This window comes from Pseudomonas sp. BF-B-15, from assembly GCF_019946675.1.
Taxonomy (GTDB): domain Bacteria; phylum Pseudomonadota; class Gammaproteobacteria; order Pseudomonadales; family Pseudomonadaceae; genus Aquipseudomonas; species Aquipseudomonas migulae.
In genome coordinates, this window is the sequence record NZ_JAGYFZ010000089.1 from 1 (window position 1) to 26,177 (window position 26,177).

Annotated in this window: 21 protein-coding genes and 1 pseudogene; 13 read left to right on the forward strand and 9 right to left on the reverse strand. The window is 61.0% G+C overall.

What is annotated here, in order from left to right; genetic code table 11:
• From KGA97_RS23175 to KGA97_RS23185, 3 genes and pseudogenes are all read left to right on the forward strand, one after another.
• Window positions 1-295: pseudogene (locus tag KGA97_RS23175) on the forward strand (hypothetical protein); the annotation flags it as partial.
• A gap of 20 nt (window positions 296-315) precedes the next feature.
• Window positions 316-726 (forward strand): cupin domain-containing protein, encoded by a 411-nt coding sequence (locus tag KGA97_RS23180; protein WP_008030133.1) that lies wholly within the window; start codon window positions 316-318, stop codon window positions 724-726.
• 225 nt (window positions 727-951) lie between these two features.
• Complete coding sequence (locus KGA97_RS23185) at window positions 952-1,662, forward strand: ATPase (protein WP_223481576.1); 711 nt, start codon at window positions 952-954, stop codon at window positions 1,660-1,662.
• 162 nt (window positions 1,663-1,824) lie between these two features.
• Here the strand turns inward: KGA97_RS23185 and KGA97_RS23190 are convergent, their stop codons facing one another.
• Window positions 1,825-6,729 carry an NAD-glutamate dehydrogenase gene (locus tag KGA97_RS23190; RefSeq protein ID WP_223481577.1) on the reverse strand — a complete coding sequence of 1,635 codons (4,905 nt, stop codon included), beginning with the start codon at window positions 6,727-6,729 and terminating at the stop codon, window positions 1,825-1,827.
• A gap of 503 nt (window positions 6,730-7,232) precedes the next feature.
• Between KGA97_RS23190 and KGA97_RS23195 the strand changes: the two genes are divergently transcribed.
• The 10 genes from KGA97_RS23195 to KGA97_RS23240 all read left to right on the forward strand — a co-directional run bounded on the left by KGA97_RS23195 (window position 7,233) and on the right by KGA97_RS23240 (window position 20,449).
• On the forward strand, window positions 7,233-7,586 hold the full coding sequence (locus tag KGA97_RS23195; protein WP_223481578.1) for a hypothetical protein: 354 nt from the start codon (window positions 7,233-7,235) through the stop codon (window positions 7,584-7,586).
• Window positions 7,587-7,862: 276 nt separating this feature from the next.
• Window positions 7,863-8,822, forward strand: a complete 960-nt coding sequence (locus KGA97_RS23200) for an AAA family ATPase (protein WP_008030123.1) — start codon at window positions 7,863-7,865, stop codon at window positions 8,820-8,822.
• 5 nt (window positions 8,823-8,827) lie between these two features.
• Window positions 8,828-9,772 (forward strand): DUF58 domain-containing protein, encoded by a 945-nt coding sequence (locus KGA97_RS23205; RefSeq protein WP_008042897.1) that lies wholly within the window; start codon window positions 8,828-8,830, stop codon window positions 9,770-9,772.
• Window positions 9,769-10,263, forward strand: a complete 495-nt coding sequence (locus KGA97_RS23210; protein WP_008030120.1) for a DUF4381 domain-containing protein — start codon at window positions 9,769-9,771, stop codon at window positions 10,261-10,263. Before KGA97_RS23205 ends, KGA97_RS23210 begins: the two co-directional genes overlap by 4 nt.
• Entirely contained in the window at window positions 10,256-11,335 is a 1,080-nt protein-coding gene (locus KGA97_RS23215) for a vWA domain-containing protein (RefSeq protein WP_008042895.1), read from the forward strand. The genes KGA97_RS23210 and KGA97_RS23215 overlap by 8 nt, the downstream gene beginning before the upstream one ends.
• On the forward strand, window positions 11,332-13,068 hold the full coding sequence (locus KGA97_RS23220) for a VWA domain-containing protein (RefSeq protein WP_223481579.1): 1,737 nt from the start codon (window positions 11,332-11,334) through the stop codon (window positions 13,066-13,068). Before KGA97_RS23215 ends, KGA97_RS23220 begins: the two co-directional genes overlap by 4 nt.
• Window positions 13,065-14,705 (forward strand): BatD family protein, encoded by a 1,641-nt coding sequence (locus KGA97_RS23225; RefSeq protein WP_223481580.1) that lies wholly within the window; start codon window positions 13,065-13,067, stop codon window positions 14,703-14,705. The genes KGA97_RS23220 and KGA97_RS23225 overlap by 4 nt, the downstream gene beginning before the upstream one ends.
• A 268-nt stretch (window positions 14,706-14,973) precedes the next feature.
• Entirely contained in the window at window positions 14,974-16,218 is a 1,245-nt protein-coding gene (locus KGA97_RS23230) for an exonuclease SbcCD subunit D C-terminal domain-containing protein (RefSeq protein WP_223481581.1), read from the forward strand.
• Entirely contained in the window at window positions 16,215-19,856 is a 3,642-nt protein-coding gene (locus KGA97_RS23235) for an SbcC/MukB-like Walker B domain-containing protein (protein ID WP_223481582.1), read from the forward strand. The genes KGA97_RS23230 and KGA97_RS23235 overlap by 4 nt, the downstream gene beginning before the upstream one ends.
• The gene (locus KGA97_RS23240; RefSeq protein ID WP_207284238.1) at window positions 19,853-20,449 is read left to right on the forward strand and encodes a glutathione S-transferase; all 597 of its coding nucleotides are present in this window, start codon (window positions 19,853-19,855) and stop codon (window positions 20,447-20,449) included. Before KGA97_RS23235 ends, KGA97_RS23240 begins: the two co-directional genes overlap by 4 nt.
• 99 nt (window positions 20,450-20,548) lie before the next feature.
• On the opposite strand, the gene KGA97_RS23245 is transcribed toward KGA97_RS23240, so the two are convergent.
• From KGA97_RS23245 to araD1, 8 genes are all read right to left on the reverse strand, one after another.
• Window positions 20,549-20,806, reverse strand: coding sequence for a hypothetical protein (locus KGA97_RS23245; protein WP_008030107.1), 258 nt, complete (start codon window positions 20,804-20,806; stop codon window positions 20,549-20,551).
• Window positions 20,803-21,015 (reverse strand): hypothetical protein, encoded by a 213-nt coding sequence (locus KGA97_RS23250; RefSeq protein ID WP_223481583.1) that lies wholly within the window; start codon window positions 21,013-21,015, stop codon window positions 20,803-20,805. The genes KGA97_RS23245 and KGA97_RS23250 overlap by 4 nt, the downstream gene beginning before the upstream one ends.
• A 115-nt stretch (window positions 21,016-21,130) precedes the next feature.
• On the reverse strand, window positions 21,131-21,256 hold the full coding sequence (locus KGA97_RS29475) for a hypothetical protein (RefSeq protein WP_008030104.1): 126 nt from the start codon (window positions 21,254-21,256) through the stop codon (window positions 21,131-21,133).
• A 211-nt stretch (window positions 21,257-21,467) separates the two neighbouring features.
• Complete coding sequence (locus KGA97_RS23255; protein WP_008030101.1) at window positions 21,468-21,647, reverse strand: hypothetical protein; 180 nt, start codon at window positions 21,645-21,647, stop codon at window positions 21,468-21,470.
• Between the two features lie 155 nt (window positions 21,648-21,802).
• Window positions 21,803-22,972, reverse strand: a complete 1,170-nt coding sequence (locus KGA97_RS23260; RefSeq protein WP_223481584.1) for a lactonase family protein — start codon at window positions 22,970-22,972, stop codon at window positions 21,803-21,805.
• A complete protein-coding gene (locus tag KGA97_RS23265; protein ID WP_207284236.1) occupies window positions 22,965-23,261 on the reverse strand; it encodes a DUF5629 family protein in 297 nt (98 codons plus the stop codon). The genes KGA97_RS23260 and KGA97_RS23265 overlap by 8 nt, the downstream gene beginning before the upstream one ends.
• Window positions 23,262-23,462: 201 nt before the next feature.
• Window positions 23,463-25,037, reverse strand: coding sequence for an aldehyde dehydrogenase (NADP(+)) (locus KGA97_RS23270; RefSeq protein WP_223481585.1), 1,575 nt, complete (start codon window positions 25,035-25,037; stop codon window positions 23,463-23,465).
• A gap of 10 nt (window positions 25,038-25,047) precedes the next feature.
• On the reverse strand, window positions 25,048-26,040 hold the full coding sequence (araD1, locus tag KGA97_RS23275) for an AraD1 family protein (protein ID WP_223481586.1): 993 nt from the start codon (window positions 26,038-26,040) through the stop codon (window positions 25,048-25,050).
• Window positions 26,041-26,177: the final 137 nt, after the last annotated feature.

Below are 26,177 nucleotides of genomic sequence, written 5' to 3' on the forward strand. Positions count from 1 at the left end.
GGTGTACCTGATGCACTGCGGTGATGCGATCGCCGGCAAGCCGGCTCCTACAGGCGATCCATTCACCTCGGTGTGCCTGATGCACTGCGGTGATGCGATCGCCAGCAAGCCCGCTCCTACAGGCGATCCATTCACCGCGTTGTGCCTGATGCACTGCGGTGATGCGATCGCCGGCAAGCCGGCTCCTACAGGTTTTGCATTGCCTTGCGTAAATCCGGATTGGTCCCCTGACCTTCTGCTGAATTGGCTGTTTGATTGCGGTCACTGGCGGACTAACGTTGTTTGCGACAACTAACCCCCCGCAGGTGATGAATCATGAAAGTTTTGCGTTTATTGGCCACCCCGCTTGCCGTCCTCGCCCTGAGCGTTTCTGCCTCGGCATTCGCCCACGACCCTTCGGAAAAAGTCACGATTCTGCAAGATGAAGTACTGAAGAACGTCCCGGGCAAAAAGGCGCTGATGATCGAAGTCGACTACAAGCCGGGCCAGTCCTCCATCGCCCACAAGCACGAAGGCACCGCAATGGCGTATGTGATTTCGGGCTCGATCACTTCCCAGGTGAAAGGCGAGCAACCGAAAACCTACAAGGCTGGCGAGTACTGGTATGAAGCCGCCGGTTCGGAGCATCTGGTCTCGAAAAATGCCAGCGCAACCAAGCCGGCCAAACTCCTGGTGTTCATGGTGTTGTCCCCCGACGAGAAAGTGTTGATCCCATTGGAAAACTGATAGCTGAACGTACAGCCATAAATAAACAGGCCCGATTCGAAAGTTCGGGCCTTTTTATTGCCCGACGCAATTAACCGGCAACTTTTAAACCAAACAATACTATTGGTCACCTGACAAGTTCATGAATTGGCTATTTCATTCAGCCGCCACAGGTTTAGTCTGAAGTCACTGCCGACACCGGCAACTTTAACTTCCGACTCAAGTTGTTTCACTGGAGAGACACCCATGAAACTTGCACTTGTCAGCACCTTGTCGTTTGCCGCTGTTTTAACCGGCTGCTCAATTCCCACTGCACCGACGTCAGTTTCTTCACTCGACGGTATCTTCAGCGCACCCGTCGGCCGCAGCAACGCCACCCATGTCGCCAGCGGCGGTCAGGTCTCGCTGGGTATCGTCTACAGCCGCAACACCCAGACCAACCGTGCCTACCTGCAGGACTATCAGGCCAATGCCGGCACCGGTTTCGGCCAGAGCCTGCTGGTGCAACCGATACATGATGCCTATGTCGCCACCTCCAAACCCGACCTGGCGGTGGATTGGGTCAAGGCCTCGTTGCAGCGCCAGTTCGGCTCGGTCACGGTGTACCCGGACATGCAAAGCCTCAGGGCGGCGAAACCTGACGTGGTTGCGATTGTCGACACCCGCAGCCAATTGATCACCTCGCGCAGCTCGGATATCAAGGCCGATGTAAGTGCGGACTTTTATGATGCGAACTTCAATTACATCGGGACTGCACAAGGGCATGACGCCAAAGCATTGAGCCCGGTGTGGGCGGACTATAAACGCAGCGAAGAGATCGTGGCGGATATTAATGAACAGCAGAATGTGCAAGTTCGGGCATTGCAGAAGTTTGACCAGTCGCTCAGTAATTTATTGACCAGGCCGACAGATAAAGTGTCGATGATTGATAACGCATCAGTTCATAAGTTGTATTGAGGCGGATGGCCCCATCGCCGGCAAGCCGGCTCCTACGGTAGAAATGCGAAACTTTGTAGGAGCCGGCTTGCCGGCGATGGGGCCCGCCAAAACACCACAAAACATTCAGACAAAAAAAAACCCCGCATCTCTCAATGCGGGGCTTTTTCATTCAGCGACTGATCAGGCCGCCGGTTCCAGCTCGGCACTGGCAGTGACAGCAGCGGCAGGCACCACCGCTTGGCCGCTCAACGCCAGGTCCAGCAACTCACGGTTGGCTACCGCATACATCGCGTAGTCAGTACCGCTCGCTGCACGGATTTCCACCAGCATGGCGCGCCAGCGTTCGATCATGCCTTCGTTCTCTTCCATCCACAGCGCCAGGCGTGTTTCCACATCCTGAGTGCCGCCGCCCTGTTGCAGGACAGAGATGGTGATCGCACGTTGCTGCCAGTCGACGTCATCGCGGAACGCTTCACGGGCCAGGGCCTGCCAGTTGTTTTCAACCGGCAGAGCGCTGATCTGTTGCAGGTACCAGGTGACGTCCAGCGCACTGCCCACGGCGAAGTAGGCCTTGGCCACGTCCGCAGGGTTCTGGCCGGTCACGTCGGAGGCCTCGATGATCGGCAGCAGCGTGTACAGGTGCGAAGTACCAGCCACCATCCGCGCCAGCAACTCCGGCACACCGGCTTCGACGTACGCCTGATAACGGGACTGCCAGTTTTCGTGGATCTCGCCGCTCAGCAGTTCGTCGAGCTTGAGACCCAGCTCCTTCAGGTGCGGACCGAAGTGCGCAACGTCACGGGCAGCGTTCTGCTCGTTGCGGCGGGCACGCAGGAACCAGCGCGTAGCGCGACGGCCCAGACGCATCAGCTCGTCCATCAGCTCCAGTTGTACGTCAGCGGAAACCTGGTAATCCAGGGCTTCGATCTGACGGAACCAGTGCGGGAGGTGGAAGATGTCACGCACGATCACGTACGCACCGGCCACGTTCGCCGGGCTCATGCCGGTCGACTCTTTGAGTCGCTGAACGAAGGTGATGCCCATGTGGTTTACCAGATCGTTGGCGATCTGGGTGCTGACGATCTCGCGCTTCAGACGGTGACGACGCATGGCCTCGGAGAACTTGCTCACCAGTGTTGGCGGGAAAGCGGTTTCCATGTCGCGGGTCAGGTAGTCGTCGTCCGGTACACGGGAGTCCAGCAACTGCGCCTTGAGGTCGATCTTGCTGTAGGAGATCAGCACCGACAGCTCGGCACGGGTCAGGCCGTGGCCTTCCGCGAGGCGTTCGTTGATCGCGTCTTCCGACGGCAGGAACTCGATGGCGCGATCCAGCTTGCCACGGCCTTCCAGATCGTTCATCAGGCGCTTGTATTCGGCAATCCGCACGAAGGCACGGCGGGCCGCCAGGGACAGGGCCTGAGTCTGCTTGTAGTTGTTGCCCAGCACCAGGCTGCCGACTTCGTCGGTCATGCTCGCCAGCAACTGGTTACGTTGCTTGTCGGTCATGTCACCGGCGTGAACCACTTCGTTCAGCAGGATCTTGATGTTCACTTCGTGGTCGGAGCAATCCACGCCACCGGCGTTGTCGATGAAGTCGGTGTTGGAACCGCCGCCATTGAGGCCGAATTCGACACGACCCAATTGGGTCATACCGAGGTTACCGCCCTCGCCCACGACTTTGCAGCGCAGTTCGTTGCCGTTCACACGCAGTGCATCGTTGGCCTTGTCGCCGACATCGGCGTGGCTTTCGCTGCTGGCTTTGACGTAAGTACCGATACCGCCGTTCCACAACAGGTCTACCGGTGCCTTGAGCAAGGCATTCAGCAGTTCGGTCGGGGTCAGCTTGTCGGCCTGAATGTCGAAGCGCTCTTTCATCTGCGGGGAAATCGCGATGCTTTTCGCGCTGCGCGAGAAGATCCCGCCGCCTTCCGACATGATGCTGGTGTCGTAATCCGACCATGCCGAACGTGGCAGATCGAACAGGCGCTGACGCTCGGCGAAGCTGTTCGCAGGCTCTGGGTTCGGGTCGATGAAGATGTGCAGGTGGTTGAACGCAGCGACCAGTTGCAGCTTGTCGGACATCAGCAAGCCGTTACCGAACACGTCACCGGCCATGTCGCCGACGCCCACTACCGTGATGCTGTCTTCCTGGACATTGATGCCGCGCTCGCGGAAGTGACGTTGTACGCCAACCCATGCGCCTTTGGCGGTGATGCCCATTTTCTTGTGGTCGTAACCGGCGGAACCACCGGAGGCGAACGCGTCACCCAGCCAGAAGCCGTAGTCGATGGCGATGCCGTTGGCGATGTCGGAGAAGGTTGCAGTGCCCTTGTCCGCAGCGACTACCAGGTACGGGTCATCGTCGTCATGACGCACGACGTTGGCCGGCGGTACCAGTGCGCCGTCTTTCAGGTTGTCGGTGATGTCCAACAGGCCCGAAATGAAGATGCGGTAGCACGCGATGCCCTCGGCCGCGATCTCGTCACGGCTGCCGCCCAGTGGCAGGCGACGCGGCAGGAAGCCGCCCTTCGCGCCGACTGGCACGATGACCGAGTTCTTCACTTGCTGGGCTTTTACCAGGCCCAGGACTTCGGTACGGAAGTCTTCTTCACGGTCAGACCAGCGCAGACCGCCACGAGCCACGTTGCCGAAGCGCAGGTGCACGCCTTCGACGCGAGGCGAGTAGACGAAGATTTCGAACTTCGGAACCGGCTTCGGCAGCTCTGGAATCTGGTGCGGGTTGAACTTGAAGCTGAAGTAGGACTTGTTCTGACCGTGGGCATCGGTCTGGTAGAAGTTGGTCCGCAGGGTCGCTTTGATCAGGTCGAGGTAGCGACGCAGGATGCGGTCTTCGTTCAACACCTGGACGTCGTCCAGTGCTGCCAGAATCGCGTGTTCCAGACGTTGCTGCTTGTCTTCCAGATCATCGGTGGCCAGCTTGCGCGCCAGGTAGAAGCGGGTCTTGAACAACCGGGTCAACTCGCGAGCGATGTCGGTGTGGTTGTTCAGGGTGCTGGCGATGTAGCCGAGGTCGAAGCCCAGGCGAATCTGCTTCATGTAGCGTGCGTAGGCACGCAGCAGCGCAACATCGCGCCATGGCAGGCCGGCGGTCAGTACCAGACGGTTGAACGCATCGTTCTCGGCATCGCCACGCACGATGTGGACGAAGGCGTCCTGCAAGGTGTCGTTGAGTTGCTGGATGTCGAGTTCCAGGCCTTCGGCAGCGGTGAACGCGAAGTCGTGAATCCAGAACTCGCGGCCATTGTTGTGACGCAGGCGATACGGGAACTCACCCAGCACACGCAGGCCGAGGTTTTCCAGGATCGGCAACACGTCGGACAGGGCCAGCGGGGTATCGGCGTGATACAGCTTGCAGTGCAGCTCGCGCTGGCCGGAGACCTGACCCAGTGGCTGATAGAAGCTCATCACCAATGGATTTTTTTCGTTCAGGCTCAGCAGGTGCTGCATGTCGACCACAGCCGAATGCGCAGCGAAACGCTCGCGATAACCGGCCGGGAAGCCTTTCGGGAAGTCCGCCAGCACGTTGGTGCCGTGGGCTTCGCCGAAGCTTTCCACCACCAGGCTGGCGTAGTCGTCCTGCCAGCTGCGGCAGGCCTGGATCACTTCGTTTTCCAGTTGCAGCGGGTCGATGTCCAGACGGTTCTTCGGATCGACGCGCAGAATCAGTTGCACGCGGGCCAGTACGGACTCGGAGAAGAAGGTCCAGAACTCGCAGTCCGAGGCTTTCAGGCGATCCATCAGCACTTGCTGGATCTTCTGGCGCACTTCGGTGGAGTAGATGTCACGCGGCACGTAGGCCAGGCAGTAGCAGAAACGGCCGTACGGGTCTTTACGCAGGAACACGCGAATCTTGTTGCGTTCCTGGATCTGCACGATCGACATCACGGTGCTGAACAGCTCGTCGACCGGGGTCTGGAACAGGTCATCACGCGGCAGCACTTCGACCACCTGCGCCAGTTCCTTGCCCAGGTGAGCCTTGGCCTGGAAGCCGGAACGGCGTTCGATCTCTTCGACCTTGCGGCGGATGTACGGAATGACCCGCACGCTCTCGCCATACACCGACGAGGTGTACAGGCCCATGAAACGGCATTCCTTGATGACCTTGCCATCGGCGTCGATCTCGCGGATCGACACGTAGTCCGGGTAAGCCGGACGGTGTACACGGCTTGGGTGCGCAGCCTTGGCGAACGACAGCAGGGTCGGTTCGCGCAGGTAGTTCACGGCGTAGTCTTCGATGCGCAGGTCATCGTAGGTCAGGCCGGTGCGCAGCAGTTTGGTCAGGCCGAGGAAGGAATTCTGGTCGTAAACGATGTGGCCGCCATCGGCTTCATCCTGAACCACGAATTCTTCGTAGCCGAGGAAGGTGAAGTGGTTGCCCACCAGCCATTCCAGGAAGCTTTTGATTTCAGCTTTTTCTTCGCCATCGACCGCAAATTTGCTGTTGTCGAGGCCGGTCAGGATTTCCTGGACCTTGGCTTTCATCGGTTCGAAATCGGCGACTGCGACGCGGACTTCACCGAGAACCTGTTCCAGCTCTTTGCTCAGAACATTCAGTTCTGCGGTGTTCGCGCAACGGTCGATTTCCAGGTACATCAGGGATTCTTGCAGGATCCCTTCGCCCTGGGTGCCTTTAGGCAGGATTTCCAGCAACTCGCCTTTGCTGCCGCGACGCACGCTCAGCACAGTGGTTTGCAGGGTATGAATGCTGTAGCCGCGACGGTTCAGCTCGGTGCGCACCGAGTCCACCAGGAAAGGCAGGTCGTGGTGCAGCACTTCGACCGCGGTGTGGGTCGACTGCCAGCCGTGGCGTTCGTAATCAGGGTTGAAGACGCGAACCTGCGGTTGCGCGTGATCGAAGCGCTCAAGCAGGCGCCACGCAGAAAGGGTGCAGCCGGCGAGGTCGGACAGCCGACGCTGGGTCAGCTCGTCAAGGGAAATGATGCCGAAGAATTGTTCAGCGAACAGCGCCACTTGTGGCAGTGCCTGTTCACTGATGTGCTGCGCCAGTGCCGCTTGCAGTTGGTGCTGGAAGTCGGCTTTGCTGGCTGCGGTGAAGAACGCCATCTGTGGTACTCCGCTTGGGCTTGTTATTGATGGAAGCGTCGCGTGCAAAACCCCTTTCGGGGCGATCCGTCACCCGGTTCCTGATTCTCGGGCAGAGGAAACAGGGTGACAGGTGGGTGAAGCTGGACGAGACACTCAGGTCACATTCACCTTCCATGAATGGGCATCTGCAAAAACGACTGGCAGATCGACAGCGCAATGTCTTTACAGGTGCTCATCCGTTGCGCAGCTTAACCAGTGCGGCAAGGCCCGTGCTTGCAGCGCTGCGACATATTCGGTCATCGGCACGCAGCCAACGCCCTGCGCATCGGACAACACTAGCAGCCGTGTAGGAAATTGGGCGTTTTATGCCCGGATTTACAGCACCTTCGTGCCAGAAATGACCAACAGCGCCCTGAATGTTCACGTCACATTCTCTGACAGTCAGCCGAGCAGAAATTCCCGAGGGCTGGCAGAATTGCCTTTTGTTGTGTTCACAACGCTCGCCGAGCCAGGAAATACCCATGAAAATGACCACCGCCCTGTTGATCGTCAACCCGTGTGACGAGGAAGAAGACAACATGGCCATGCTCGCCTGCCACAGCGATCAGGGTGAAATGTTCCTGATGAGCCGCTACCCGGACGAGGACGAGCTGGAGATCACCCTTGATGGCGAACCTTCAACGCTGGACGGCGTGAAAGTGACGCTGAGCCCTACCCGCTTGCTGATCGAAATTGCGGCGGCGGATGCGGATGCGTTGAATGGCGATGATTCGCTGGAGATTACACATAGCACCGATGCGGGTGATTTGGCGGAAGTGGAAGAAACCTTGCAGAACATCCTTAAGGGGACCGGGACTTACATCAGCGAGATTTGATGTTGCCTGGACGGGCCTCTTCGCGGGCAAGCCTCGCTCCTACAGGTTTAGACTGAGCGCAATATCGCGGCTGCCCTGATCCTGTAGGAGCGAGGCTTGCCCGCGAAGGCGTCCGCAAAATCGCCACATTCCCCGAAACAACATCGATATCCCGCCTCCTGCGCACATTTGCACAAAATGCCGTTAGTCGCCGCCCCCCGCGATAGATTAAAGTAACGCCCCCAGCCCTGGCGTTATTCGAACGTCTTCGGTCACCCTTTCCAGGAACAGTCATCGATGGAACATCGTGAAGCGCTGCTCGCGCTGCGAACCTTTCTTTCAACGCAGATTCTCGGCCAGGAAAAACTCATCGAGCGCTTGCTCATCGCCCTGCTTGCCGACGGCCACATGCTGGTCGAGGGCGCTCCCGGCCTGGCCAAGACCAAGGCCATCAAAGAACTCGCCGAAGGCATCGAAGCCCAGTTCCATCGCATCCAGTTCACCCCTGACCTGTTGCCTGCCGACATCACCGGCACGGAAATCTATCGCCCGGAAACCGGCAGTTTCGTGTTCCAGCAAGGCCCGATCTTCCACAACCTCGTGCTGGCGGACGAAATCAACCGTGCTCCGGCCAAGGTTCAGTCGGCTTTGCTTGAAGCCATGGGCGAGCGTCAGGTCAGTGTCGGGCGCAGCACCTACGAGCTGTCGCCGCTGTTCCTGGTGATGGCCACGCAAAACCCGATCGAGCAGGAAGGCACTTACCCACTGCCCGAAGCGCAGCTGGACCGCTTTCTGATGCACGTAAAAATCGGCTTCCCGGACGCCACCGTCGAACGCCGCATCCTGCAACAGGCCCGTGGCGAAGCCTTGAACGGTGAAACCAAACCGGAGCGCCGGGTCAGCCAGCAGGCCATTTTCGCCGCACGCAAGGAAATCCTCGGTCTGTACATGGCCGACGCCGTGGAGGAATACCTGGTGCAACTGGTCATGGCCACGCGCACACCGGCCAAGTTCGACCCGGAGATGGCCGAGTGGATCGCCTACGGCGCCAGCCCGCGCGGTTCGATTGCCCTCGACCGCTGTGCCCGCGCCCACGCCTGGCTGGCCGGTCGCGACTTCGTCAGCCCGGAAGACATTCAAGCGGTGCTGTTCGACGTCTTGCGTCACCGCATCATTCTGTCCTTTGAAGCCGAAGCCGCTGGCATCGACCAGGACCGGGTGGTCCAGCGGATTCTCGACGTCGTAGCCGTCGCTTGACCCCGATGAACGTCATTCTGCCGCCCGAGCCGGGCATCCGCGTCAGCCTCGCCGAGCTGATCGAGATGCGCCATCGCGTGCGTGAAGTGCAGCTGTTCTCCACGCCGAGCCAGCGCAGCCCGCTGATCGGCCTGCACCACTCCAAGCTGCGTGGCCGTGGCGTCGATTTCGATCAGGTGCGGGTCTATCAGGCCGGCGACGACGTTCGCAGCATCGACTGGCGCGTCACCGCCCGAACCCAGGAACCGCACACCAAGCTGTTCCACGAAGAACGCGAGCGGCCGATTTTCATCATGGTCGAACAGAGCCGACGGCTGTTTTTCGGTTCGGGGCTGATGTTCAAATCGGTGCTCGCCGCCCAGGCCGCCAGCCTGATCGGCTGGGCCGCGCTCGGCCATAACGATCGGGTCGGCGGGCTGGTGTTCGGCGATAACGAACACTACGAAATCAAGCCCCGGCGCAGCAAACAAAGCCTGCTGCAATTTCTCAACCGGCTGGTGCGTGTCAATCAGTCATTGCACACCGAAAGCGAGCAGAACCGCGATGCCCTCAACCTGGCCCTGCGTCGTGCCCGGGAGGTGCTGCGCCCCGGCAGCCTGGTGATCGTGATCTGCGACGAGCGCGCGCTGACTGAGGGCTCCGAGCAGCAACTGAGCCTGCTGTCGCGCCATTGCGACCTGTTGCTGCTGCCACTGTCCGACCCACTGGACCATGCCCTGCCCGCTGCCGGCCTTTTGCGCTTTGCCGAACGCGGCGCGCAACTGGAACTCGACACGCTGAATTTCGACCTGCGCCAGACCTACCGCGCCCAGGCCGAAGCGCGCATCGCCCATTGGGAATTGCTCGCGCAAAAACTGCGGGTGTTGTTGATGCCCCTGAGCACCCAGAGCGAGATGGTCGAACAACTGCGCGAGTACCTGAACCCGCAAAAACCGGGGAAATATCGATGAGCAGCCTCGATCAACTGCAACCGCTGATTTCCCCGCCGCCGATTGGCTTTTGGCCACCGGCACCGGGCTGGTGGTTTTTGCTGTTGTTACTGCCGCTGATCGGCTTCGGCCTGTGGAAGGCCCGGCGTTTCCTGCCGAACAAGCGCCCCATCGTGCGCGCCGAACAACCGCTGGACCCGGTGCGCATCGCCGCACTGGCCGAACTGGCGCTGATGCCCAAACCTTACGACGGCGCACCGGCCGGTGCCTGGCTGCAGCAACTCAATGGCTTGCTCAAACGCCTGTGCCGCAACCATTACCCCTACAGCCAGAGCCACACCCTCAACGGGCGCAAATGGCTGGCGTTTCTCGACAACCGTTGCCCGGCCGCCGGGCTGACGCGCTGGATGGTACTGGTCGAAGGCGCCTACAAACCCGAATGCAAACTCGACGACAAGGCCATCGCCGGCCTGACCCAAGCCGTCGACACGTGGATTCGCAAACATGTTTGAGTTCGCCTGGCCTTGGATCTTCGCCCTGCTGCCGCTGCCGTGGTTGATGCGCATCGTGCTGCCGGTGGCCGACAGCGGCGAACCGGCGCTAAAAGTCAGTTTCCTCAGTGACCTCGAAGGCCTGGCCCGGCGCCGTGCCCGGGCCAACCTGCCAGCCTGGCGGCAACAAGCGCCGTTCATCCTGCTGTGGCTGTTTTTGCTGATCGCCGCAGCGCGCCCGCAATGGCTCGGCGAACCGTTGCCGATTGCCGCCAGTGGCCGTGACCTGCTGGTGGCGGTGGACGTTTCCGGTTCCATGGATTTCCCTGACATGCAGTGGCAGGACGATGAGGTCAGTCGCCTTACGCTGGTGCAACATTTGCTCGGTGATTTTCTGGAGCGACGCGAAGGCGACCGTGTCGGCCTGATCCTGTTCGGCAGCAGAGCGTACCTGCAAGCACCGCTGACGTTTGACCGGCGCACCGTGCGGGTCTGGCTCGACGAAGCGCGCATCGGCATCGCCGGCAAGAACACCGCCATCGGCGACGCCATCGGTCTCGCGCTCAAACGCCTGCGCCTGCGTCCGGCGCAAAGCCGTGTGCTGATTCTGGTCACCGATGGTGCCAACAACGGCGGCGAAATCGACCCGCTGACCGCCGCACGGCTGGCGGCCAAGGAAGGCGTGAAAATCTACCCGATCGGCATCGGCGCCGATCCCGAGCAAAGCGGCACCGCAGGATTCCTCGGCATCAACCCGAGCCTGGACCTCGACGAGCCTGCGCTGAAAGCCATTGCCGCCGCCACGGGCGGCCAGTATTTCCGCGCTCGCGACGGCAAGGAACTGCAAACGATCAAGGAAACCCTCGATCAACTGGAACCCGTGACCCAGCAACCGACCCAGGCCCGCCCGGCGCAGGCGTTGTATCACTGGCCGTTGGCGATGGCGCTGCTGTTGAGCCTGTTGCTGGTGGCGCGCGAACGCTGGCCGGATAACCCGTTGCAGCGCCTGTTTACCAAGGATCTGTTCTTGCAAACGCAACTGCCTGACTGGCGTCAGCGACTCAAGCGCCTGCGCCTGCGGAGGCGCCGATGAGTGCGCTGTGGCCTTACTGGTTCCGCCCCTGGTGGCTGCTGCTGTTGCCGCTGCTCGGCTGGTTGCTCTGGCAACTCTGGCATCGACAGAAGCGCGCCGGGCGCTGGCAGATGATTCTGCCGCCGGCCTTTCATTCCGCGCTGCTCAGTGGCGGCAACGGTCGCGACAGCAAATTGCCGTGGGTCGCCCTCGGTGTGGCGTGGATGCTGACGATTCTGGCGCTGTTGGGGCCGAGCTGGGAGCGCGTCGAGCAAGCCAGCCAGAAACCCGCCGACCCGCTGGTGGTGATCCTTGAGCTGACCCCGGAGATGCTCGCCACCGACGTGACGCCAAACCGACTGGAACAGGCCCGGCGCAAGCTGTTCGACCTGCTGCAAAACCGCAGCGACGCCCAGACCGCCATCGTCGTCTACGCCGGCAGCGCACACACGCTGGTGCCGCTGTCGGATGACCTGTCTACCAGCCGCAATCTGCTGGAGGCGCTCAAGCCGTCGTTGATGCCCCAGACCGGCCATCGCGCCGATCTCGCGGTGACCAAGGCCCTTGCGCTGCTGAATCAGGCCGCGCTGGGTGACGGCCGGATTCTGCTGATCGGCTCGTCTCTGACCGAACTGGAACGCGAAGGCATTCAACAGGCATTGGACGGCAAGTCGACCCGGTTTTTGATGCTCGGCATCGGCACCGCCGAAGGCGCGCCGATCACTCAGGAGGACGGCAGTTTCCTCAAGGATGATCAGGGCGCGATTCTGGTGCCGCACCTCGACGAGCCGAACCTGAAAGCGTTCGTCAACGGCCTCGATGGGCGCTATCGCCACGCGCGCTTGGACGATGCTGACCTGCGCGCCCTCGGCTTGCTCGATGGCCCGCGCAACTTGCGCAATGACGGCCAGACCCTGCGTCTCGATAGCTGGGCCGATCAGGGTTATTGGCTGTTGTTGCCGCTGTTGCTGTTGGCGGCCTGCGCTGGGCGACGCGGCTGGTTGCTCTGCCTGCCGCTGCTGTTCCTGTTGCCGCAGCCGAGCTATGCCTTCGACTTCGAAGACTTGTGGTTGCGCCCTGACCAGCAAGGCCTGCATCTGTTGAAAAAGAAGCGTCCGGCCGAGGCCGCGCAGCATTTCCAGGATCGGCAATGGCAAGGCGTGGCGCTCTACGAGGCCGGCGACTACAGTGGCGCCGCCCAGCGGTTCGCCGAAGGCAATGATGCCCACGCCCACTACAATCGTGGCAACGCCCTGGCCAAAGGCGGTGAGTTGGAAGCAGCGCTGGATGCTTACGATCAGGCACTGGAGCGGCAACCGGATCTGCGCCCGGCGCAGACCAACAAGGCCTTGGTGGAAAGCTTGATCAAGCAGAAAAACACACCGGCACCCGTTGAACCGGACAAAACCGAAGGCGACGAGACCGGGACCCCGCAGGAACCACCGCCGGGCGCAGCCACCCAACAGTCGAACAGTGGCGAACCGAAGTCCGATGCCCAGACCACGGCACCCGATGCAGAACAGTCGGATACGACACCGGCGCGCCCCGGCACCAATGAGGTGCCCGGCAGCGAGTTGGGCGACGAACAAAGCACCACCCCGCCGTTGCGCCCTGCCAGCGATACCATCGATGGCGAACAGCGCCAGGCGCTGGAACAATGGCTGCGCAAGATCCCGGACGACCCGGGCGAATTGCTCAGGCGCAAATTCTGGTACGAACAGCAGCAACATCAGGATCAGGAAAAAACCCGATGACCCGCTTCACCGCTTTCATGCTTGCTCTGTTTATCTGGACCGTTCAGGCCCAGGCTGCGCAACTGGTCGCCAGTGTCGACCGCAGTCGCCTGAACTCCGGCGAAACGGTCGAGCTGACCCTGGAGTCCAACGATGTCACCCAATTCGGCAAGCCCGACCTGACGGCGCTGGAGCCTCTGTTTGAAGTGCGCGGCACCCGCCAGGTCAACCAGTTGACGACCCTTAACGGCGGCAACGGCGCCACCACCCGCTGGATCATCACCCTGCTACCTCGCCAGAACGGCAGCGTGGTGATTCCGTCGCTGCAACTGGGCGATGTGCAGAGCCAGCCGATCACCTTGCAAGTGGTCGAGAGCGAAACCCAGGACAGCACACAAAAACTGGCCCCGGTATTCATCGACGCCAGCCTCGATCAAAACAGCGTGTACGTGCAGGCCCAGGCGCTCCTGACCTTGCGCATCTACCATTCCGTGTCGCTGTATGACGACAGCAGCCTGACTCCGTTGCAGATTCCCGATGCGCGCATCGAGCAGTTGGGCGAGTCGCGCACTTACGAAAAAGACATCAACGGCCTGCGCCATGGCGTGATCGAATTGCGCTACGCGATCTACCCGCAACACAGCGGCCAGTTGACCATTCCGGCGCAGGTTTTCAGCGCCACGCTGGTGGACGCGCAGCCGGCCAAGGACGTCGAGTCCCAGGTGCCGAAATCCGGCAAATTGATGCGTGTCAGCTCGGTCGAACTGCCGCTGACCGTCAAGCCGAAACCTGCCACTTACCCGGCTGACGTGCCTTGGCTGCCGGCCCGCAGCCTGACCCTGAGCGAGAGCTGGAATCCGGAACCGGATCACACGCAAGTGGGTGACTCGCTGACTCGCAGCCTGATTTTGGAAGCCGAAGGTTTGGCCAGTTCACAACTGCCGCCATTGCCGGCCACCGACGTCAACGGCTTGCGGCGCTATCCGGATCAGCCGGTGCTGGTCAACCAGAATAGCGAGCGCGGCCTGATCGGCAGCCGCGAGGACCGTGAGGCGCTGGTGCCTGTGCAGCGGGGGAACGTCGAGTTGCCGGCTGTGGATGTAGTCTGGTGGAACACCTTCGAAGATCATCTGGAACACAGCAGCCTGCCGGCGCGGACGCTGCAAGTGGCCAACAACCCGGGCTTGATGGTTGATACCCCGGCCGGTACACCGCTGGTCATTTCCCCTGCCGACAATGAAGCGCTCTGGTGGTGGAAGCTCAGCACCATCATTCTCGCCTGCACCACCCTGCTGGGCTTCGGCCTCTGGTGGCGTGCCCGCTGGCAACCGGCGATCCTGCGCGCGGCCCAGACCGGCCCGAGCCCGCGTACCGTGCTCGACGACCTCAAGCGCGCCTGTCAGGCCAACGACTCCCACGCCACCCGCCAGGCCCTCGACGCCTGGGCCCGGCAACAACCGGAAACCCTGGCCGACATGGCGGCGCGGTTCGTGCCGTTGTCGGACGCGCTGGATGGTTTGAACGGGGCGCTGTACAGCGAAACCGGCCAGCATTGGCAAGGTGAAGAGCTGTGGCGCGCGATCAAGGCAATCCCGATTGCCGAGCGGGTTCAAGACCCGGTCGGCGACAGCGGCCTGCCACCGCTCTACCCGAAGTAACCCCAATCCTGTAGGAGCCGGCTTGCCGGCGAAGCGATCCCGAGTTCCGCGTCGCGCTCAAGGCCGCCTTCGCGGGCAAGCCTCGCTCCTACAAGGCCGGGGGCGGCGCGAATCCCTGTAGGAGCCAGGCTTGCCGGCGAAGAGGCCCTTGAGGTTGTGGTGGCCAGCTCCTGCAGTAGGTTTGGTGTCGCTTTACCCGTAAACTCTCTCCCCTTTCGCCGCTGTCAATTTCCTCGCGGCCATCACCTTATTTCCTACGGAGCTCGCCTTGCGTCTGTTTCACACCTCCGACTGGCACCTTGGGCAGAACCTGCACGGCCAGGAACGCGATTTCGAGCACGGCTGTTTCCTCGATTGGTTGCTGCATCAACTGAAACTGGACCAGCCCGATGTGCTGTTGATCGCCGGCGATATCTTCGACACGGTCAATCCACCGGTCAAAGCCCAGGAACGCCTCTACGATTTCATTGTCAGCGCCCACGAACAGCAGCCGAAGCTGACCATCGTGATGATCGCCGGCAATCATGACTCCGGCTCGCGCATCGAATTGCCTGCACCGTTGATGCGCCGTTTGCGCACGCATGCGCTGGGTCGTGTGTTGTGGCTGGATGACGGCCAGCTCGACGCCGAGCGCCTGCTGCTGCCACTGCCGGACGCCAAGGGCAAAACCGTCGCCTGGTGCCTGGCGTTGCCATTTTTGCGACCTGCCGAAGTGACCGGCGCGCACCTGGGCGACAACTACCTGCGCGGGATTGGCCAGGTTCACGAATGGCTGATCGAAGCCGCCAACGCCAAGCGCAAGAAAGGTCAGGCGCTGATTGCCATCAGTCATGCGCACATGGCCGGCGGTTCGGTGTCCGAAGATTCCGAGCGCAGCCTGATCATCGGCAACGCCGAAGCGCTGCCCGCCAGCCTCTTCGGCCCGAGCATCAGCTACGTTGCCCTTGGCCACTTGCACAAACCACAGAAGGTCAACGGTGAAGAACGCATTCGCTACAGCGGCTCGCCGATTCCATTGTCGTTCTCCGAAATCGGTTATCAGCATCAGATTCTCGACGTCCGGCTCGACGGCGAAACCCTGATCAGCGTCGAACCGAAACTGATTCCCCGCGCCGTCAACCTGCAACGTATCGGCCCGGCGCCTCTGGCCGACATCCTGCTGCAACTGGCCGACCTGCCGAACATCGACTTGCTCGCCGACGTTCAACGACAGCCGTGGCTGGAAGTGCGGGTGCGCCTCGACGAGCCACAACCCGACTTGCGCCATCAGGTCGAAACCGCCCTGCAAGGCAAAGCCGTGCGCCTGGTGCGCATCGCCGCTGAATACGCCGGCAACGGCAGCCGTGATGGCCTCGATGACGGTGCGACCCTGGTTGAACTGGACCAGCTCACGCCCCAGGAATTGTTCAGCCGCGCCTGGCAGGACAACTACGGCAGCGAGGTCGATGAGCAAACGCTGAAGGACTTCGCCGAGCTGTTGCAAGACGTGCAGATGGAGAGCGAGCAGCCATGAAAATTCTCGCGATCCGCCTGAAAAACCTCGCCTCCCTGGCCGGGCCATTTGAAATCGATTTCACCGCCGAACCGTTGGCCAGTGCCGGTTTGTTCGCCATCACCGGGCCGACCGGTGCCGGTAAAAGTACCTTGCTCGATGCCTTGTGCCTGGCGCTGTTCGGTGCGGTGCCTCGGCTGAGCAACGCGCAAGTGTCGGCCAAAGCGCCGGACGCCGACGGCGAAATCAGCACCGGCGACCCGCGCACGTTGCTGCGTCGCGGTACGGGCGAAGGCTATGCCGAAGTGGATTTCGTCGGCATCGATGGCCGTCGCTACCGCGCACGCTGGGAAGCCAATCGCGCCCGGGAAAAGGCCGGCGGCAAGCTGCAACACAGCCGTCAGAGCTTGCGCGACATCGATCTGGATCAACTGCTGGCCAGTCAGAAAGTTGAATTCAAGGTCCAGCTCGAAGCTGTCTTGGGGCTGAACTTCGAACAATTCACCCGTGCCGTGTTGCTGGCCCAGAGCGAATTCAGTGCGTTCCTCAAGGCCAACGACAACGAACGCAGCGAACTGCTGGAAAAACTCACCGACACCGCGCTCTACACGCGTCTCGGCCGTCGCGCCTTCGACAAGGCCAAAGAGGCCCGTGAAGTGCACAAGCTGTTGCAGGATCAGGCCACCGGCGTCACGCCGCTGTCGACCGAAGCCCGCGCAGAACTGGATGAACGCTTCAACGAAGCACAGCAGCAATTGAAGACTCAACAGGCGCAACTCAAACAGTTGGAGTTGCAACACACCTGGCTGAAAGAGCTGCGCCAATTGCAGGACGAGCAGCTCAGCGCCACCGAGCAACTGACCAGCGCCCGGCAGGACTGGGAAAACCTGGCCAGCGAACGCTTGAAGCTGACTCGACTGGAACAACTGGCACCACAACGGCACCAGTTCGCCCGCAAGACCGAACTGACCGCCCAGCTCACGCCGCTGGCCGCGCAGATCCAGCAGCACACCGGGCAAGAACAGGATCTGCAAACCCGTCAGACGCAACTCGAACACAGTCTCAGCGCAGCGCAAACCGCGCTGATCGAGGCACAAAGCCAACACACCTCAAGCGCGCCACTGCTGCGCCAGGCCTTTGAGGCGCAAAGCACCCTCGCCCGCCTGATCAAGGACACCGGCCTCAGCGCCGACCTCAAGCAGCAAGCAGAACGGGCCTGCTCCGAAGGCCAACAGACGATTCAAGGTTTGCTTGAGCAGCAGAACCGGGTTGCCGAGCGCCTGCAACGGATTGCCGCCGAGCTTGAGCAAAGCACCCATCTGGCGCCACTCAGCGATGCCTGGAACGCCTACCGCGACCGCTTGCAACAATTGATGCTGATCGGCAATCGATTGAACAAGGGGCAGGCAGAACTGGCCTCTCTGGAGCAGAACGCCACCCATGCCGCCGAGGAATTGGCGGCGCAAAAACAGAATCTGGAAGTGCTCTACAAAGAGGCCGGCGCCGAGCCTGATGCGGTGGCCGAACAGATCCAGCTGCTGGGCACTCTGTTGCAGGACAACCGCAAGCAACTGCGCGCCATTGAAGAGCTGACGCGGCTGTGGACTGGCCAGCAGGAACTGGACAAGCGCATCGCCGAATTGCAGCAACGTCAAACCGTTGCCCAGCAGGAGCGCGACCGCCTGACCCAGGACGGGGTGAAAACCAAAAACGAATTGACCGTGGCCGAACAGACCCTGACGGTGACCCGCGAACTGCTGGAACGTCAGCGTCTGGCACGCAGCGCCAGTGTCGAAGAGCTGCGCGAGCAATTGCAGGACGATCAGCCCTGCCCGGTCTGCGGCAGCCCGGACCATCCTTATCATCAGCCCGAAGCGCTGCTGCAAAGCCTCGGCCGCCATGATGAAAACGAACAGGCCAACGCGCAAAAAGCGGTGGATTCGCTCAAGGAAAAACTCACCGACCTGCGTACCGAAGTCGGCGGCGTGATTGCGCAACAGAAGGAGTTGCTGCAACAGCAGGAACAACTGCTCGCTCAGCAACAAAGCCTGGCCCCGAGCCTCGATGCGCACCCGTTATCCGCGCAGCTTTTCACCCAGGACAGCGCCAAACGCGATGCCTGGTTGAACCAGCAAAACAGCCAGTTGAACCAAAGCATCACGCAAGACGAACAGCGCCAGACCGCCCTGCTCACCCTGCAGCAGGACGCCACGCGCCTGCAACAGCAACTGCGCAACGCCGAAACCGCGAGTCTGCAGGCGACCCAGCACCTGGCCAACCAGCAACGCGAGTTGAGCAATGACCGTCAGCGCCTGGACGAAGAGCTGATCGCCTTCAGCACCCTGCTCCCGGCCGACACACTGGACGCCTTGCGCAACGAACCGGCTGCTACCTTCATGCAGCTCGACCGGCAGATCGCCCAGCGCCTGGAGCAACTCGACCAGCAACGCGATGAACTGAGCGAACAGCTACAACGCCAGCAGACGCTGGAGAAGGAACAGGATCGTCAACTGACCCGCGTCCAGCAGCTGGAAACCGCTCAGCGCCAGTTCACCACGCTCACCGAGCAGCAACAGGCTTGCCAGCAGCAACTGACGCAACTGCTCGGTTCCCACAGCAGCGCCGAACACTGGCAACAGCAACTGGATCAAGCCGTCGAACAGGCGCGCAATGCCCAGGCGACCGTCAGTCAGGAACTGCAATCGGTGCGCACGCACCTGGTGCAACTGGCAGCGGAACTGAAAGCGCAGCAAGACCGCCTGCTCGCCCTTGAAAGCGAAGATCGTGAACTGGGCCTGAAGATTGCCGACTGGCGCGCCTTGCATCCGGAACTGGATGACGGTGGCCTTGAGCAGTTGCTGAGCGTCGACGACCAGCAGGTCAGCGAGTTGCGCCAACGGTTGCAGCACAACGAAAAAGCCATCGAACAAGCCAAGGTGTTGTTGCAGGAACGCGATAAGCGTCTGGCCAGTCATCAGGCGCAGCACAACGGTAATCTCGATGCCGCGCAACTGGACACCGCCCTGTCCGAGCTGCAAAACCAGTTTGCCGCCAGCGAGCACCGTTGCGCCGAACTGCGCGCCGAACAGGCCGAGGACCAGCGCCGGCAGAACGCCAATCAGGCCCTAGCGCAACAAATCGCCGACGCTTACAGCGAGTATCAGCGCTGGGCGCGCTTGAATGCCTTGATCGGCTCCGCGACCGGCGACACCTTCCGCAAGATCGCCCAGGCCTACAACCTCGATCTGCTGGTGCATCACGCCAACGTGCAGTTGCGGCAACTGGTGCGGCGCTATCGCCTCAAACGCGGCGGCAGCATGCTGGGCTTGCTGGTGATGGACACCGAGATGGGCGACGAGCTGCGCTCGGTGCATTCGCTGTCGGGTGGCGAGACGTTCCTGGTGTCGTTGGCCCTGGCATTGGGTCTGGCTTCGATGGCGTCGAGCACGCTGAAAATTGAATCGCTGTTCATCGACGAAGGCTTCGGCAGCCTCGATCCGGAATCCCTGCAACTGGCGATGGACGCCCTCGATGGCTTGCAGGCTCAGGGCCGCAAGGTCGCGGTGATTTCCCACGTCCAGGAAATGCACGAACGGATCCCGGTGCAGATCCAGGTCCATCGCCAGGGCAACGGCCTGAGTACCCTGGAGGTGAAATGACCACGCTGTACTCCTTCCGCCGCTGCCCGTACGCCATGCGGGCGCGGATGGCCCTGCGTTACTCGGACGTTGCCGTGAACATCGTCGAGGTCAGCCTGAAGGCCAAGCCTGCCGAGATGCTGGCGCTGTCGAGCAAAGGCACGGTGCCGGTGTTGAGCGTCGACGACCAAGTGATCGATGAGAGCCTGGCGATCATGCACTGGGCATTGGAACAGAACGATCCGCAGGATTGGTTGCTCAAGGATGATCCTGTGGGGCAAGCGCAGATCGCGGCGCTGATCGAAGAGAACGATCAGGTGTTCAAGGTGCACCTGAATCGCTACAAGTACGCCGAGCGTTATCCCGAGCAGCCAATGGCGTTTTATCGCAGCGAGGGTGAGGTGTTCTTGCGCAGGCTGGAGGCGTTGCTGGAGGGTCGCGATTACTTGCTGGCGGCGCATCCGAGCCTGGCGGATGTGGCGTTGATGCCGTTCGTTCGGCAGTTCGCCCATGTCGATCGCGAGTGGTTCGGGCAGACGCCTTACGTGCGGTTGCAGGCGTGGTTGCAGCGATTCCTGGAATCGGACCTGTTCACATCAATCATGAAGAAATAACCGCCCCCCGTGTAGGAGCGAGGCTTGCCCGCGAAGGGGTCATCAAGACCGCCAAAAGCTTCGCGGGCAAGCCTCGCTCCTACAGGGGGTGGTGGCGTATCAGGCGAATACTTCACACATCTGCAGCACCGAGCAATCGACCTGGAACGGTCCGAAGAAATCGCCTTGGCGTTTGATCGGTGGATTACCGGCCAGCAGGCCCATGGCCTTTTCGGTTTCGATGCTGCGAGCGAGGTTATGATTGGCTTCGATAGCGCGAGCCACGGAACCTGCCGAGGCTTGTCCGATGCCCAACAGTGATGAGCCATTGGTCATGAACGCCAGGAAGGCGATGACCCAGAGTTTGCCCCCTTTCATGCCCCTGTCACTCCCGCCACGTCTGCGTGATCGATCACGGCGTTTTGTGCGCGGTGCTCGAACTGAATGGCGGGATAAGCGACCTGAATCGGTGCGTCGATTTCGTGTTGCAATTGCGCGGTAATGCTGACAACCAACACCAGCGCCACGTAAAGACCGATGGCCAGGTAGGCGCCGTGTTTGGCAGAAGTGAGGATTGCGCTGGCCATGGTGTTCTCCGTGGGCATGTTTCAGTGCCCACAGAATCGATCAAAAAAGCTGTGATAACCACTCAGGGTTATCCATAGTCACCATCAGCTTCGTTGATCATTAAGCCAGTCTATTTCAGCCTTCGATAAAACTCATCATGCGCTCTCGGGCAGCGTCAGGCTCGCCTGGAACGGGCGTTGCGGCAGATAAAATGGGGGTTGAATAGAGGAATAGAAGTACCACGGCCAGACGCATCGCCATGCTGTCGATCCTTTTTATAGTAGAAGGAGTCAATAAATCAGCGTCAAATTTAAACTCATGGCCATGTGATATCAAGCGCAGCATTAATAGCAATATGATGCTGTCGTAAACGCGTTATGCAGGAGCGACATCACTCAAGCTTTCTCGAAGCTTTTCAGCTTGATCCGCGCAAGTGACTTCGCTCCTGCATAAAGGGTGCAGGGCTTGGCTTTCAGGCTTGGGTTTTGTGATCCAGGGCTGCGTAGAAGTTGGCGCTCTGTTGCAGGTATTTCTGGGTGTAGCTCTGGGCGTGGGATTTTTTGTCGCTGATTTCAACGTTGGCGCTGGCTGGCAGAGCAACGGTGGCAGAGATGGCGGATGCGGCGATGACAGAGAAGAGATTGAAGTTCATGGCGGTATTCCTCGGATTCAGTTGGCTTGCTTGCCCGGTGGGGCCGTGAAGCAAACTTAACTGCCGAGGCTGACGCCTTGAAATCTTTTGTAGCAGTAGCAGATATCAGCGTCATTAATAGAAGGATGCAGGCCCCATCAACCGGGGCCTGCGGCCTATTGACGCACCAGGAACTTCAGATCGCTCGGGGCATCCATCGGCAGTTTCTGCACGGTTTTACCCAGCAGGCCGCTCTTGGCATCGCGTTCGACGACGACAATCTGGTTGCTCTTCTGATTGGCGATCAGCACAAACCTGCCACTCGGATCGAGGCTGAACTCGCGCGGGTGATCCCCTTCCACCGAACGGCGTTGCAGCTCTTTGAGGTGGCCGGTCGCCGGGTCAATGGCAAACACCAGCAACTGATTGGCAGTGCCACGGTTGCTGACGTAGAGGAACTTGCCATCCTTTGATGCATGCAACGCTGCGGCGGCTTTGTCCGACGTCGGTTGCCCGGCCGCCAGATCGACCATTTGCGTTTGCTCAAGCGTGCCGTCGCGGTAATCGAACACCGCGACCTGCGCACTCATTTCCATGGTCAGCCACGCGTGTTTGCCATCTGCGCTGAACAGCAAATGCCGTGGTCCGCTGCCGGGCGGCAACTGGACCGACGCGGGTGTGGCCGCGATCAACGGCAAGTCCGGGTTGGCCTTCGGATCGAAGCGATAGACAAAGATCTTGTCCGCGCCCAAATCATTGGAGAACACAAACTTGCCATCCGGCGAGGACACCGTCGAATGCACATGCGCCGACATCTGCCGCTCGGGGTTGACCCGGCTGGACGGATGACTGCTCATTTGCACCACGGTTTTGAGCGTGCCATCGGCGCCCACCGGCAACACCGCCAGCGTGCCGCCCGGGTCTTCAGCCACTGAATAATTGCTGACGAACAGGTGGCTGGCATCGCCACTGAGGCTCGAATGGGTCGGCTCGTTGCCCAGGCTCTGGACCTGATTGATCAAGCGCAGCGCATGGGTTTTGGCGTCGATCGCATAACTGCTGACGCGCCCGACCGGGTCTTGTTGCCCCGGGCCGTTTTCGTTGACCACGAACAGGTGACGTTGATCGTTGGACAGGGTCAACCAGGACGGGTTTTCGCTGTTGACCACTTGCAACGGCTTGGCGTCGAGCTGCCCGGTGGCGCTGTCGAAATTCAGGCGATAAATGCCCTGGCTTTGCCCTGCGGTGTAGGAACCCACGAGCAATTGATAGTCGTCGGCGGATGCGGCGTGAACACCCATTGCGCCGATGCTGCCGGCGATCAACAACGGCCAGAGGTTACGCATCCTCTTGTTCGTCGTCTTCGTTGTCGCCGCTGATGACGTCGCCGAGGCAGACCAGGCGGTGTTCGCCGCCGTCGTCCTTGATCAGCCAGCTCTGCAATGTGGTATCGAAGGTCGCCGCCTCGATTTGCGCTGGGGTGAACTCCCAATGTTTGGCCGCTCGACCATCCATGCATTCGATGTGCAGATTGTCGTCGACATCAAGGGCGAATTCGAAGGCATGCAAGCCGTCGATTTCCACCATTCCGCAGTGTTCGAGGGCGTTGAGCAAGGTGTCGGTTGGGGCAGTCATGGCAGTCAATCTTTGAAGGGGAAAGACGCAATGATAGCGCAATGTGGGAGCGGCTCAGAGCCGACCACAAAACCCCCACACCACACAGAACAAATGTGGGAGCGAGCCTGCTCGCGATAGCGGCGGCACATTCAACATCAATGTGCCTGACAGTCCGCAATCGCGAGCAGGCTCGCTCCCACAGGGATTTATGTTCAGCCGTTAGAGGGCATCACGCGAAGGCTGTCCATCCACCAGCCGCTGAATACGCAGCGGGTTGCCGTTCTTCAACGCATCCGGCAGCAGCTTGTCGGGGTAGTTCTGGAAGCACACCGGCCGCAGGAAGCGGTCAATCGCCAGCGTGCCCACCGAGGTGCCACGCGCATCGGACGTCGCCGGGTACGGCCCGCCATGGACCATCGAATCGCAGACCTCCACACCGGTCGGATAGCCGTTGAGCAGGATTCGTCCGACCTTCTGTTCCAGCAACGCCGTCAACTCGCCGAACTGCTCGAAGTCTGCCGATTCGCCAATGATCGTTGCCGTGAGTTGTCCGTGCAGGCCATTTAAAGCAGCGCTGAGTTGCGCCTGATCCGTCACCTCGACAAACACCGTGGTCGGGCCGAAGACCTCTTCCTGTAGCACTTCATCGCCGTCGAGCAACAGACTGACATCGGCCTTGAACAGCTGCGGCTGCGCCTGATTGCCTTGCTGCGGATTACCCGCCAGGTGCGTCACACCCGGATGCGCGAGGAGTTTTTGCAGGCCTTGGCCATAACTGCTCAACGTCCCGGCATTGAGCATGGTTTGCGCAGGCTGATCGTTGATCAACCCCGCCACCTGCTGCACAAACGCACTGAACTGCGCCGAGCGAATGCCGATCACCAGACCGGGGTTGGTGCAGAACTGGCCACAGCCTTGCACCACCGAAGCGGTCAGGTCACGGGCCACGCTTTCAGCACGAACGGCCAGGGCCTGGGGCAAGACGATCACCGGGTTGATGCTCGACATCTCGGCAAACACCGGGATCGGTTGCGCACGCGCAGCGGCCATGTCGCACAACGCCCGCCCGCCCTTGAGCGAACCGGTGAAACCGACTGCCTGAATCGCCGGGTGCTTGACCAGCGCTTCGCCGACCCCGCCGCCGTAGATCATGTTGAACACACCGACCGGCATGCCGGTTTTTTCCGCAGCGCGCAGGATTGCATCAGCGACCTGCTCGGCCGTGGCCATGTGACCGCTGTGCGCCTTGAACACCACCGGGCAACCGGCGGCCAGGGCGGAAGCGGTGTCGCCGCCGGCGGTGGAAAACGCCAACGGGAAATTGCTGGCGCCAAACACCGCAACCGGACCGAGGCCGATGCGGTACTGACGCAGGTCGGGACGCGGTAACGGCTTGCGCTCCGGCAGCGCCAGATCAATCCGGGCGCCATAGAAATCACCGCGCCGCAGCACTTTGGCGAACAGGCGCATCTGGCCGCTGGTGCGACCGCGCTCGCCTTGAATGCGGGCGGCAGGCAGCGCGGTTTCGCGGCAGACCACGGCGACAAATTCATCGCCCAACGCGTCCAGCTCATCGGCAATGGCATCGAGGAATTGCGCGCGGCGCTCGGCGCTCAGGCTGCGATAAGCGGGGTACGCGGCAGCGGCAGCCTTGGCGGCGGCATCGACTTCTTCCGGCGTGGCCTGATAGAAATCGTGAGGCAACGCCTCGCCGGTGCTGGCGTCGACGCTCTGGAGTTTGACGCTGCCGCAGGCACTGCGCTGGCCGCCAATATAGTTGTGACCAAGAATCATGGGTTGCTCCTTAAAGAATGCCGATGGTGCCGGGCTCGAAGGCCGCTTCAACCGGTGCAATGCCGTTGATCAACGGCGCACCGAACTCGGCCTGACTGATCTCGAACACATCCCCCGGCCGGGTGCGAATGCCGTCGGCAAAGGACAGGGTCGCGGTGCCGAAGAAGTGAATGTGCACGTCCCCCGGACGCAGGAACTGGCTGTATTTGAAATGGTGGTATTCGAGGTTTTCCAGGCTGTGGCACATGTTGGCCTCGCCGGTGAGAAACTCGTTCTGCCACAGCACTTCGCCGTCGCGCAAAATGCGGCTCGTGCCCGCCAGATGCTCCGGCAGCTCACCGACCCGAAGCTCCGGCCCGTAACTGCAACTGCGCAGTTTGGAATGCGCCAGATAGAGGTAGTTCTTGCGCTCCATGACGTGATCGGAAAACTCGTTGCCCACCGCATAACCGAGGCGATACGGCTTGCCGTCGTGGCCAATGACGTAAAGACCGCTGAGCTCGGGTTCTTCTCCGGCGTCTTCGGCAAACGGCGGCAGCGGGAACGGTTTACCCGGACGCACGACGATGCTGCCGTCACCTTTGTAGAACCATTCCGGTTGCACACCGGCCTGCCCCGCTGCCGGTTTGCCGCCCTCCACGCCCCACTTGAAGATGCGCAGGGTGTCGGTCATCGTTGCTTCGTCGCCGGCCTGCTGATGCATCTTGTCCCGCGCCGAAGCACTGCCCAGATGGGTGAGGCCGGTGCCGCTGACGAGCATGTGTGCCGGGTCCGGATGGTCCAGCGGCGGCAGGATGCGCAGTTTCGCCAGCAGTTCCGCATAGTCGTGGCTGATGCCCAGGCCCAGTGCGTTCACCTGCTGCTCAAGGCTGACGCCCGCCTCGATCGCCGCCAACGCCAGATCACGAACCGTGCGCGCGTCCTGCACCTCACGGACCAGACCGCCCTCGACCACGCCAACCCGGCGCTCGCCGTTAAACAATTCGAATTGAACCAAACGCATGAATTTTCTCCTGTAAGCAATTCTCAAAAACACCGCAGAACCCTGTAGGAGCCGGCTTGCCGGCGATAGCGTCGGCACACCCAGCATCAATGTCGACAGGCATGCCGCTATCGCCGGCAAGCCGGCTCCTACAGGTC

Bases quoted from the DNA above. Each gene is read 5' to 3' on its own strand.
- KGA97_RS23180 (WP_008030133.1), top strand. From the start codon at position 316: ATGAAAGTTTTGCGTTTATTGGCCACCCCGCTTGCCGTCCTCGCCCTG.
- KGA97_RS23185 (WP_223481576.1), top strand. From the start codon at position 952: ATGAAACTTGCACTTGTCAGCACCTTGTCGTTTGCCGCTGTTTTAACC.
- KGA97_RS23190 (WP_223481577.1), bottom strand. From the start codon at position 6,729: ATGGCGTTCTTCACCGCAGCCAGCAAAGCCGACTTCCAGCACCAACTG.
- KGA97_RS23195 (WP_223481578.1), top strand. From the start codon at position 7,233: ATGAAAATGACCACCGCCCTGTTGATCGTCAACCCGTGTGACGAGGAA.
- KGA97_RS23200 (WP_008030123.1), top strand. From the start codon at position 7,863: ATGGAACATCGTGAAGCGCTGCTCGCGCTGCGAACCTTTCTTTCAACG.
- KGA97_RS23205 (WP_008042897.1), top strand. From the start codon at position 8,828: ATGAACGTCATTCTGCCGCCCGAGCCGGGCATCCGCGTCAGCCTCGCC.
- KGA97_RS23210 (WP_008030120.1), top strand. From the start codon at position 9,769: ATGAGCAGCCTCGATCAACTGCAACCGCTGATTTCCCCGCCGCCGATT.
- KGA97_RS23215 (WP_008042895.1), top strand. From the start codon at position 10,256: ATGTTTGAGTTCGCCTGGCCTTGGATCTTCGCCCTGCTGCCGCTGCCG.
- KGA97_RS23220 (WP_223481579.1), top strand. From the start codon at position 11,332: ATGAGTGCGCTGTGGCCTTACTGGTTCCGCCCCTGGTGGCTGCTGCTG.
- KGA97_RS23225 (WP_223481580.1), top strand. From the start codon at position 13,065: ATGACCCGCTTCACCGCTTTCATGCTTGCTCTGTTTATCTGGACCGTT.
- KGA97_RS23235 (WP_223481582.1), top strand. From the start codon at position 16,215: ATGAAAATTCTCGCGATCCGCCTGAAAAACCTCGCCTCCCTGGCCGGG.
- KGA97_RS23240 (WP_207284238.1), top strand. From the start codon at position 19,853: ATGACCACGCTGTACTCCTTCCGCCGCTGCCCGTACGCCATGCGGGCG.
- KGA97_RS23245 (WP_008030107.1), bottom strand. From the start codon at position 20,806: ATGAAAGGGGGCAAACTCTGGGTCATCGCCTTCCTGGCGTTCATGACC.
- KGA97_RS23250 (WP_223481583.1), bottom strand. From the start codon at position 21,015: ATGGCCAGCGCAATCCTCACTTCTGCCAAACACGGCGCCTACCTGGCC.
- KGA97_RS29475 (WP_008030104.1), bottom strand. From the start codon at position 21,256: ATGGCGATGCGTCTGGCCGTGGTACTTCTATTCCTCTATTCAACCCCC.
- KGA97_RS23255 (WP_008030101.1), bottom strand. From the start codon at position 21,647: ATGAACTTCAATCTCTTCTCTGTCATCGCCGCATCCGCCATCTCTGCC.
- KGA97_RS23260 (WP_223481584.1), bottom strand. From the start codon at position 22,972: ATGCGTAACCTCTGGCCGTTGTTGATCGCCGGCAGCATCGGCGCAATG.
- KGA97_RS23265 (WP_207284236.1), bottom strand. From the start codon at position 23,261: ATGACTGCCCCAACCGACACCTTGCTCAACGCCCTCGAACACTGCGGA.
- KGA97_RS23270 (WP_223481585.1), bottom strand. From the start codon at position 25,037: ATGATTCTTGGTCACAACTATATTGGCGGCCAGCGCAGTGCCTGCGGC.
- araD1 (WP_223481586.1), bottom strand. From the start codon at position 26,040: ATGCGTTTGGTTCAATTCGAATTGTTTAACGGCGAGCGCCGGGTTGGC.